This is a genomic window from Frankia sp. CgJB1 (assembly GCF_977947065.1).
This window is the reverse complement of record NZ_CDWTNB010000161.1, coordinates 1-9,333: the sequence shown is the minus strand read 5'-3', so window position 1 is coordinate 9,333 and position 9,333 is coordinate 1. Positions and strand designations below refer to the sequence as shown.

General features: G+C 68.9%; 8 protein-coding genes. 6 read left to right on the top strand and 2 right to left on the bottom strand.

The window, feature by feature from the left end:
• The first annotated feature begins 375 nt into the window (after positions 1–375).
• From AC08OT_RS16185 to AC08OT_RS16175, 3 genes are all read left to right on the top strand, one after another.
• Positions 376–1,737: a bifunctional UDP-sugar hydrolase/5'-nucleotidase gene (locus AC08OT_RS16185; protein WP_476594781.1), complete on the top strand. Its 1,362-nt coding sequence runs from the start codon at positions 376–378 to the stop codon at positions 1,735–1,737.
• Positions 1,738–2,426: 689 nt separating this feature from the next.
• Positions 2,427–2,792, top strand: a complete 366-nt coding sequence (locus AC08OT_RS16180) for a hypothetical protein (protein ID WP_476602987.1) — start codon at positions 2,427–2,429, stop codon at positions 2,790–2,792.
• 138 nt (positions 2,793–2,930) lie between these two features.
• Entirely contained in the window at positions 2,931–3,545 is a 615-nt protein-coding gene (locus AC08OT_RS16175; RefSeq protein WP_476602986.1) for an HAD family hydrolase, read from the top strand.
• Positions 3,546–3,879: 334 nt separating this feature from the next.
• Here AC08OT_RS16175 and AC08OT_RS16170 read toward each other — a convergent pair whose 3' ends face one another.
• Together AC08OT_RS16170 and AC08OT_RS16165 are read right to left on the bottom strand one after the other, a co-directional pair.
• Positions 3,880–4,380, bottom strand: coding sequence for a Uma2 family endonuclease (locus AC08OT_RS16170; protein WP_476593877.1), 501 nt, complete (start codon positions 4,378–4,380; stop codon positions 3,880–3,882).
• A gap of 29 nt (positions 4,381–4,409) precedes the next feature.
• The gene (locus AC08OT_RS16165) at positions 4,410–4,814 is read right to left on the bottom strand and encodes an ArsR/SmtB family transcription factor (protein WP_476593869.1); all 405 of its coding nucleotides are present in this window, start codon (positions 4,812–4,814) and stop codon (positions 4,410–4,412) included.
• 109 nt (positions 4,815–4,923) lie between these two features.
• On the opposite strand from AC08OT_RS16165, the gene AC08OT_RS16160 reads away from it, so the two are divergent.
• From AC08OT_RS16160 to AC08OT_RS16150, 3 genes are all read left to right on the top strand, one after another.
• Positions 4,924–6,948 (top strand): heavy metal translocating P-type ATPase, encoded by a 2,025-nt coding sequence (locus AC08OT_RS16160; protein ID WP_476593870.1) that lies wholly within the window; start codon positions 4,924–4,926, stop codon positions 6,946–6,948.
• Positions 6,949–7,116: 168 nt separating this feature from the next.
• Complete coding sequence (locus tag AC08OT_RS16155; RefSeq protein WP_476593871.1) at positions 7,117–8,454, top strand: ATP-binding protein; 1,338 nt, start codon at positions 7,117–7,119, stop codon at positions 8,452–8,454.
• A gap of 181 nt (positions 8,455–8,635) precedes the next feature.
• A complete protein-coding gene (locus tag AC08OT_RS16150) occupies positions 8,636–9,193 on the top strand; it encodes a flavoprotein (RefSeq protein ID WP_476593872.1) in 558 nt (185 codons plus the stop codon).
• The last annotated feature ends 140 nt before the right edge of the window (positions 9,194–9,333 follow it).

The window sequence follows — 9,333 nt, the reverse complement described above, 5'->3', positions numbered from 1 at the left end:
GAGGCAATCACAGGGGAACCCCAAACACAGATCAAATGATCAACTTATTTAATGACGATCCCAAGGCGGTCGCGGCGGCGTCAGGTAAGCCGGTTGAGGAGCGCGTCGTCCTTCCGCCATAGGTCTACACCGCGGACAATATCGACGACCCTGCGAAGCAGGATTCGCTGCAGGTAACCAAGTGCCCGGTCTGACCGCAGGTAGGCAAGTTTTCTAGGATGAGTGGTGTTCGGGCCCCATGGTCCGCTGGGCGGAAGTTCCGGTGCCCCAGGCGGCCAGCTCCAAGATTCCATGGGGCCCGAACATGTAAGGACGAGGACGTGAGCCTGCGCCTGTCTTCGCCACACCTACTCGAACAGGAAGGAGCCCATGCACATGACTGACATCCTCCTGCTCCTCACCTACGACTTCTTTGGATCGTTTGGCAGACAGGCAACATCCTGGGGGCAGCTGCCCGGCGGCTCGGCGTTGCGGGCGACGGTGAACCGGCTTCGCGAGGACGTGCAGACAAGTGCCTGGATCGACGTCGGCGACTTCTCCGCCGGAGGACCGCTCTGCACAGCGACCGAAGGTGTTCTCGGTTGGGCGGCCGCCGCCAGTCTTGGCTTTGATGCGGCTATCCCGGGCAATCACGAGTTCGACTTCGGTGATGCGGCGGTGTTGACATGGGCACAGCGGATCCCCTTCCCGCTGGTTGCCGCGGACCCGGCCTTGGTGGCGCTTGGCCCGGTGTTCCAACCGTACTGGACGGTCAGCTCGCCGAGCGGCCGCACCGTCGCGATCGTGGGCATCAACCTGGCCGAACGGCGCGGCCGGGCGGTCTATGACCAGCTCGGCGATCTCGACGCCGCGGCGCAGCTGACGATCGAAACCGCGGCCGGCCTTCGGGGCCAGGTCGACCACACCTTCGTGGCAATTCATGACGGGATCTTTCCAAGACCTGGCGAGCCGGACGGCGGCCAGCGGATGCACGATTTCTGTCGCGCTCTTCGCGGGCACGTCGACGGTGTGTTCGGCGCGCATGTAACAGCAACGCGCCGGATCGGGACCGTCGCGGGAATGCCCTACATCCAGCCCTGGGCGATGGGCGTCGAGGTCGGCGTGGTGGATATTGACGATGACGGTATTCATCTTCGTGGCGAACTGGTCACTGCTCGCGAGGAGGATCGGCTCGGTTGGAGCGGTCCCGGCAGCAACACGCTGGCGGAGCTTCGCGGACAGATCATCGGTGAACTGGAGTGGCCGTTGACCGAACCCGCCATGCCCGGCGCGGGCCTGATCGGCGATGCCGTGGCACGCGGAGTGCTGGAGCTGACCGGCGCAGACGTCGCGATCGTCGGCCGGGCTGAAGTCAGCTGTGGTCAGGTGCCCCTTGACGGCATCCATACGTTCCTCCCCGCCGGGCGGGTCAGCGAGGCAGACCTGTTCCGTACCCTGCCGTGGCCAGGAGGCACCCGCGCCGACGAGACCTGGGCCGCGGAACTGTCCGCGGAAGAGGTCGAACTGCTCCGCCGCGGCCTCGACCTCTACTTCACCGAGGGATGTCACTGCGCGCCGCGCCGGGCAGGACACGCTGACGGTCTCACCGTGCTGAGCAGCATGCACGTTCGCAACGCCCGCACCCTGCTGGCGCGCGACGTGGACTGGCAGCCCACCGGCATCGGAATGCGAGACGGACTCCGCGCCTGGTTTTCCGGCAGGGCCCGCTCACAAGCAGCGGAACACCGACCTTACTAAGCTTTAAATAAGTCGGCTAGCACAATTTCGACTCTATTCTGGAGATCGTGTGCGCCGGGAACTATCCTGGTTGTATACGGGTATCCAGGTGGGGGTGGATTATCCGCCAAGAAGCGGGCGGCGCAGTGAGGCCATCCGCATGTAGATAGTGGCCTTGTTCGATCAGGAAGTGGCTTCGGCGTGGCCCTACGGTTGGGGAGTTGGCCCCGAAGCCGGGGTGCACCCAGCGGCGGGGCCTGGCCAGCCCCCGGGACGGCAGCGTAGCCCTCCCGGGGGCTGGGCGAAACGCAGTGCCGGCTGAAAGCAGCGGCATCGCGCTGGCGACAACCGACGTCCTCACCGAGTGTCGCAGCTCGTATCTCCGCGTCTGATCTCGAGAAAGGCTATCTTCATGCGTGGACGTGTCGTCACCGCCGACGGGCGGGCCTGTCCCGGTGTGCTCGTCAGCGACGGCCGTACGGTTACTACCAGCGCGGCGGACGGGACGTTCTCGCTGGCCGCGGCGGGGCCGTTCGTATTCCTTACCCGCCCCGGCACCCACCGCACGCCGCCACGGAGTGGTGCGCTGGCGCCGCCAGCTGACCGGGCCGGGCACCGGGCACCGGCCCGCATCGACGGCGACGAGGTGATCGTCGGGGTCAGGCACGAGGACCGCCCCGCCGGAACCGTCGAACTCCTCACCCTCGCGGATGGTTCCCCGCGCTGGCACACCCATCGGCACACCCACCGGCACACCGTTGTACGACACCGAAAGCGCGGCACTGTACCTGCCCAAACCCGGCCAGACAGTACGCCTCGATGTCACCAGCGGTAAGGCGAGATGGGCCACCGCGACCACCGCACCGTTCAACCCGGCCACCCCGGTAGCAACACCCTGGGGCCTCGCGGTCGCCGACACCGGACGCGGAATCGCCCTGCTCGACTACGAAGACGGAACAACCCTCTGGCTCACCGACATCGACCCGGCCATCGCCGTCACCGTAGACGGCACCATCCTCGCCCTCGACACCCAAACCCTAACAACCCGAACCCTGACAACCCAAACCCCAACGTGACCGCCCCCCACACCCACCCTCCGGCCGGCCGCATCGCAGCCGAGCGGGACAAGCCACGCCGGCTTCGTCCTCACCACGCCGGCACCGACGGCACCGCCGACCAACTCCTCCACTCCTCCACAAGGTGAGCGCCCCCGCATGACCCACACCCCGACCGGCACCCTGCTCGTGTTCGACTGGAACGGCACCGTTATGGCCGACACCGACCGCGCCCACCACGCCACCAACGCCGTCCTACACGGCCACGGCCTCCCGAAACTCACCCTCCACCAGTTCCGGGCCGCCTTCCAGCTCCCGCTACGCACCTTCTTCACCGAACTCGGCCTGCCCCCCACCGCCACCGCCACCGCCGAACAGGAATGGAACACCCACCTCAGCCACCTCCCCGCCCAACCACGCCCCGACGCCACCGAAGCATTCACCCGCCTCACCGCCTACGGCGCCACCCTCGGCGTCGTCTCCGCCGCCAGCACCGCCACCGTCCACGCCGACGCCCACACCGGCGGGCTCAACCCCCTCCTACACTTCCTCGACGGCGACGTCACCGACAAAACCCACCAGCTGCGCCAACGCCGCACCACCACCCGCGCCCTCTACATCGGCGACACCGCCTACGACATCCACAGCGGACGCGCCGCCGGCTACCAAACCGTCGCCATCACCAACGGCTACACCCCCACCCGCACCCTGCACACAGCCAGACCCGACCACATCATCGACTCCCTCACCGAACTCCTCGACCTCCTCACCTGACAGGAAGGCCCGCGCCCAGACGGGCGCGAACCTCATGCCACCTCCCAGCCGATCAACCCCGTAGGCTGTACTGTAGGTAGCGCCGAGGACACGAAGGCCAACCCGGTAGGAACCGCCGGGTCGTCGTCGACGAAGGCCTGCTTATCCACGACGAGATCTACTTCAACGCCGGACGGCTCGACCTGTCCGTCGCCCTGTCCGTCTTGGACTACCTGCTGCTGGCCTGGCCGGACCGTCGCGCCCATCGCCGCACGACGCCCTAGGCGGACAGGAGCCAGCGCCCCGGCCCGTCGCACTCGGCGCTCCTTCGCGGAGCGCCGGCAAAGGATGGGTATCAGAGCTGACCGAAATCGATCTCTGCCGCGAAGGGAGCCGAGACCTTGACCACGCCGGTGAATACCTCTCCATCCCGGTAGGCCCCGCTCGCCGGATCGAGGACATAGGTGTACACCAGCGGAACACCGGTAGCGGCCTGCTCGACCCGCCAGTAGAAAGCGATGCCGGCCCTGGCGTACTGGTCCACCTTCACGATCCTGTCGGTGGTCTCCGACCCCGGCGAGACGATCTCCACAACCAGCAGCACGTGCTCGGGACGGGTGGGCGTGACGTCGATCGTGTCCGCGCGATACACCACGACATCCGGACGGCGATTGGTGAGCGGCACGCCCTGCAGCCGGACATCGAAGTCCGTATCGGCGTTCCAGTCCGCCCCCGCGGCCACCTCCAGAGCGCTCGATGGGCACCGCCTTGCCTCTTGCCCGGATCCCTCTTCCCCGGACCATTGACCGCGAGACTTGGCCGTCCGCGCCTGGGGACGGCGCGACCTCGCCTCCACCGGCACGGGCGGGATACGTGGTCGGCGCGTCAGGCGCTCGGGGCGGTCGCCGTCTCCCGCTCCGGCTCGGCGTCGGTAGCGGGGGTGTCCGCGAGGCCGAGGCCGAGGTGTTCGACATGGTAGAGGGCCTGGTCAAGGAGCTCGGCGACGTGGTTGTCGTAGAGGGAGTATACCACGGAGCGGCCTTTGCGGGTGCCAGCCACGAGGCCGAGATGGCGCAGCAGGCGGAGCTGGTGGGAGCAGGCGGACTGCTCCAGACCGACCTCGGCGGCCAGCTCGGTCGCGGCGAGCGGGCCCTCGCGTAACCGGGCGAGGATCAACAGTCTCGACGGGGCCGCCAGCGCTTGGAGAGTGGTGGCGACCTTCGCGGCGCTGACCGCATCCAGGCGGGTACGCGGGACGTAGCTGGCAGGCGGTGCGGCTCCATGACCCACGCAGCCATGGTATACGCCCAATCATGCTTACATGAGCATTTGTTCATCTGTTCTTGTATGGTGGTCGAGCTGTCACTGTGCCCGTCGCGCGCAAAGGATCCCGCTACCGATGTCGATCGCCATGGCCCGTCCGACGACGGCTGCCCGCGCCGCCGGCGAGGCGGCGGCGCGCAGGCGCCACACCCGGGTTTTCGCCTTGCCCGAGAGCCGCTGGGCGGCTGCGGCGCTCGTGCTGTTCCTGTTGGCGCTGCCGCTGTACCTGCTGGGAGCGCCGGCGTGGGCGTGGGGGCCGTTGTATGCGGCCGTGTACGTGACCGGCGGCTGGGAACCGGGCTGGGCGGGCCTTCAGGCGCTGCGGGCGAAAACGCTGGATGTGGACCTGCTGATGGTCTTGGCCGCGCTGGGAGCGGCGGCGATCGGGCAGGTGCTCGACGGGGCACTGCTGATCGTCATCTTCGCCACCTCCGGGGCGTTGGAGGCGGTCGCCACCGCCCGGACCGCAGACTCCGTGCGCGGCCTGCTCGATCTGGCGCCCGCCACCGCCAGCCGCCTGGACGACGACGGCACCGAGGAGACGGTGCTCGCCGAGCGGCTGAGGACGGGCGACACCATCCTGGTGCGGCCCGGCGAACGCATCGGCGCCGACGGCAGGGTTCTGGACGGGGCGAGCGGGGTGGACCAGGCCACCATCACCGGCGAGCCGCTGCCGGTGGTGAAGGAGACCGGGGACGAGGTGTTCGCCGGCACCCTGAACGGCACCGGCGCATTGCGGGTGAAGGTCGAGCGCGACCCGGCGGATTCGGTGATCGCCCGGATCGTGGCTATGGTCGAGGAAGCCTCGAAGACCAAGACCTCGACCCAGCTGTTCATCGAGAAGGTCGAGCAGCGGTACAGCCTCGGCATGGTCGCGGTCACGGTGGCGCTGTTCACGCTACCGCTGCTGGTCGGCGCTGCCTTGCAACCGACGCTGCTGCGCGCCATGACCTTCATGATCGTCGCATCGCCGTGCGCGGTCGTGCTGGCCACCATGCCCCCGCTGCTGTCCGCGATCGCCACCGCCGGCCGCCACGGCGTCCTGATCAAGTCCGTGCTGGTCATGGAACGCCTCGGCCAGGTCGACGCCGTCGCGCTGGACAAGACCGGCACCCTCACCGAAGGCACCCCTCGGGTGACGGACATCCAGCCGCTGGCCGCCTCCGGCCTTACCCAGGACGGCCTGCTGGCGCTGGCGGCGGCGGCCGAGCACCCCAGCGAGCACCCGCTGGCCCGCTCCATCGTGGCAGCCGCCCGCACCCGCGAACTGGACATCCCGCCGGTGGAGACCTTCACCTCCACAGCCGGCACCGGCGTGACCGCCACCGTCAACGGCCATCCGGTCGCGGTCGGCAGCCCCGTACGGCTGCTGGGCAGCCGCTCCCGGCACCCGGCCGCCGCGGTGGCCGCCCGCCTGGAAGAAAAGGGCCGTACCGCGGTCCTGGTCATCCTGGACGACACCCCGGTGGGTGTGCTGGGCATCGCCGACCGGCTGCGCGACAAGGCCGCCGCCACCATCACCGCCCTGGCCACGGCGACCGGCACCGCGCCTGTCCTGGTCACCGGCGACAACCCGCGCGCCGCCGCCCACCTCGCCGCCGAGGTCGGCATCGCCGACGTCCGCGCCGGTCTACTACCCCAGGACAAAGTCACCGCTGTCCAAAACCTCCAGCAGGCCGGCCGGAAGGTGCTGATGGTCGGCGACGGCGTCAACGACGCCCCCGCACTCGCCGCCGCCTACGCCAGCATCGCCATGGGCCGCGCCGGCTCCGACCTCGCCCTCGACACCGCCGACGCCGTGGTGGTCCGCGACGAACTGGCCACCATCCCCGCTGTCGTCGCCCTCGCGCAGCGGGCCCGCCGCCTGGTAGTGCAGAACCTCGTCATCGCCGCGTTGTTCATCACTGGCCTGGTGATCTGGGACCTGATCGGCACCCTGCCGCTGCCGCTGGGAGTCGCCGGCCACGAGGGCTCCACCGTCATCGTCGGCCTCAACGGACTGCGTCTACTCACCGACGCCGCCTGGCGCCGCGCCGAGCGGCCAGAACACTCGGCTGAGATCGCCCGTCCTGATCATCACCACCGGAACGCGCAGGAGTAGGGGCCGCCCCGCCCAAGGGAGCACCTACAGGCACGAAGATTGCCTTCGGCCGGGGGTGGCGGTCCCAAGGTCCCGCCAGAAAGCTTCGTCAGTCCCTGCTGATCGGGGCGGAACAGAAGGGCATTGTCGAGTCGACGATCCGTCGGTGACCGACTTGAAGGAGCCAGCGTGCCCATCTGGCACATCCGTCCCTACGAGACCGTCGACTACGCGGCGACAGTACGCCTGCTGGAGGAAGTGCGGAGCACCCCGGGCGGCCCGCCCATCAACCTCACCGACACCGTGCTGGCGCTGCGGCACGAACTCCCGGACACCGAGTCCCCCGCGGTGGTCGCCGTCGCAGGCGAGCATCTCGTCGGTGCCGCGGTCGGGCGCAAGGAGGGCGGCCAGGGCCGGGTGCTCACGGTCGCCATCGCGCCCGCCTGGCGTCACCACGGCATTGGCTCCAGCCTGTTGCAGAGCGTGGAGAACCTGCTCCTGCACGCCGGCTGCCGGCGGATCACCACGCTGATCACCCCCGGGCAGCCGGGTGAGGAGGCGTTCCTCAACCGCGGCTTCACCGCTACCGGGCAGGTACTCTACGACAAGCAGGTTCCCCTGCGCCCGGCGGACGTCTCCACCGTCGAGCGGTGGGGCGGCGCGCTGCTGAGCACCTCCGAGTGGTCCAACCTCGCCGGGATGGAGGAGGAGCGCGCGCTCATCGAGAAGCGGCTGCTGCTGCCGGTCCGGGAACGGGAGCTCGCCGAGGCATACGGAGTCGTCATCCCGACGGCGATGCTGCTGTTCGGGCCGCCCGGCACCGGCAAGACGTCCTTCGCCCGGGCGGTCGCCGCCCGGCTGGAATGGCCGTTCGTCGAGCTGCTGCCCTCACGGCTGGCCTCCGGCGGCAGTGGGCTCGCCGCCGAGCTGCGGTCAGCGATCAACGACCTCATGGGGGTCGAGCGGGTCGTCGTGTTCATTGACGAGGTCGACGAGATCGCCCAGTCACGCGAGACCCGGCCGGAGAACCAGTCCGTCGTCAACGAGCTACTCAAGGCGATCCCGCAGTTCCGCGGGGTGCAGGGCCGGCTGCTGATCTGCGCGACCAACGCGGTCTCGGCGCTGGATCCCGCGTTCATCCGGCCCGGCCGGTTCGATCTCGTCCTCCCTGTCGGGCCGCCGGACGCCAAGGGGCGCCGGGTGCTGCTCGAAGGGCTGCTGGACCGGGTCGCGAACAAGGGGGACATCGATCTGGACGCCGTCGTCGCGGCCACCGACCTGTTCACGCCGGCCGATCTCTCGGCGGTCGTGCAGCGCTCCGCCGCCGCCGCCTTCCACCGGGCCGCCGACGGGGCGAAGGTCGGCGCCGGGGCGGGAGCGGAGAGCGGCGGGGGCGGCCACGGCCCGGTGGTAACCCCGTTGAGCACGCAGGACCTGCTGGATGCCGCCCGGCTGGCCCGGCCGACGATCAGTCTTACCGAGCTGGACCGCTTCCGTCGTGACGCGGAGGCCTTCACCCGGATCTGATCTGCCCCGCCCCGGCAGGGACGACCTGCACCGGATCCGGATCAGGATCCGGTGTTGATAACTTTGATTTTTCGGTATAGAAAAGCATTTCCTGACCCGAGGACGAGACGCGGCACGACAGAGTGCTCGACGAGACGAAAACCGCAGCGATCTTCCAAAACGATCACAATGAGGTTTCGCCATGACCGACGGGAATCGCAATCTCTACGTATTCGCCTGCGGTGGCGGGTACCCCGCCGGGGACCTTCCCGCCTTCGTCAAGCAGGTGCAGTCCGCCGGCTGGGACGTGCGGGTGGTCGCCACCCCGTCGTCTTTGCAGTTCATCGACGCCGACCTTCTCACCGACCTCACCGGTCACCGGGTGCGGTCCGAGTACGTGCTGGTGGAGGACGACAACGAGGAGCGGCCGGCATCCGACGCCATCGTCGTCGCACCGGCCACCTTCAACACCGTCAACAAGTTCGCGGCGGGAATCGCCGACACCCTTGCCCTGAGCCTTCTCAACGAGACGATCGGCTCGGGCATCCCCGTCATCATCGCCGTGGCACCGAATCCTACGCACGCCAAGCACCCGGCGTTTGCCGCGAACATCTCGTCCCTGCGTTCGTGGGGAGTCCAGGTGATCTACAATCCGGAGGGAGTCTCGCTGGCGGACATCGACGGCATCGAGGAGTGGAAGGCACTGTTCCCCTGGCAGCAGATCATCGACGCGCTCGACGCAAGTCACGGGGACGGGTAGCGCAGCAGGGCACCGAGACCGTCGGCCGGTGCGCCGGGCAGATCGGTGGGCAGGACCCGCACGGCCGCGCCGGTGCCCCAGGCGGCCCGCACGGCCAGATCCGCCAATCGGCCGGCGGCCGGTGGTGACCCGGCCCGTCC

Bases quoted from the DNA above. Each gene is read 5' to 3' on its own strand.
- AC08OT_RS16185 (WP_476594781.1), top strand. From the start codon at position 376: ATGACTGACATCCTCCTGCTCCTCACCTACGACTTCTTTGGATCGTTT.
- AC08OT_RS16180 (WP_476602987.1), top strand. From the start codon at position 2,427: ATGGTTCCCCGCGCTGGCACACCCATCGGCACACCCACCGGCACACCG.
- AC08OT_RS16175 (WP_476602986.1), top strand. From the start codon at position 2,931: ATGACCCACACCCCGACCGGCACCCTGCTCGTGTTCGACTGGAACGGC.
- AC08OT_RS16160 (WP_476593870.1), top strand. From the start codon at position 4,924: ATGTCGATCGCCATGGCCCGTCCGACGACGGCTGCCCGCGCCGCCGGC.
- AC08OT_RS16150 (WP_476593872.1), top strand. From the start codon at position 8,636: ATGACCGACGGGAATCGCAATCTCTACGTATTCGCCTGCGGTGGCGGG.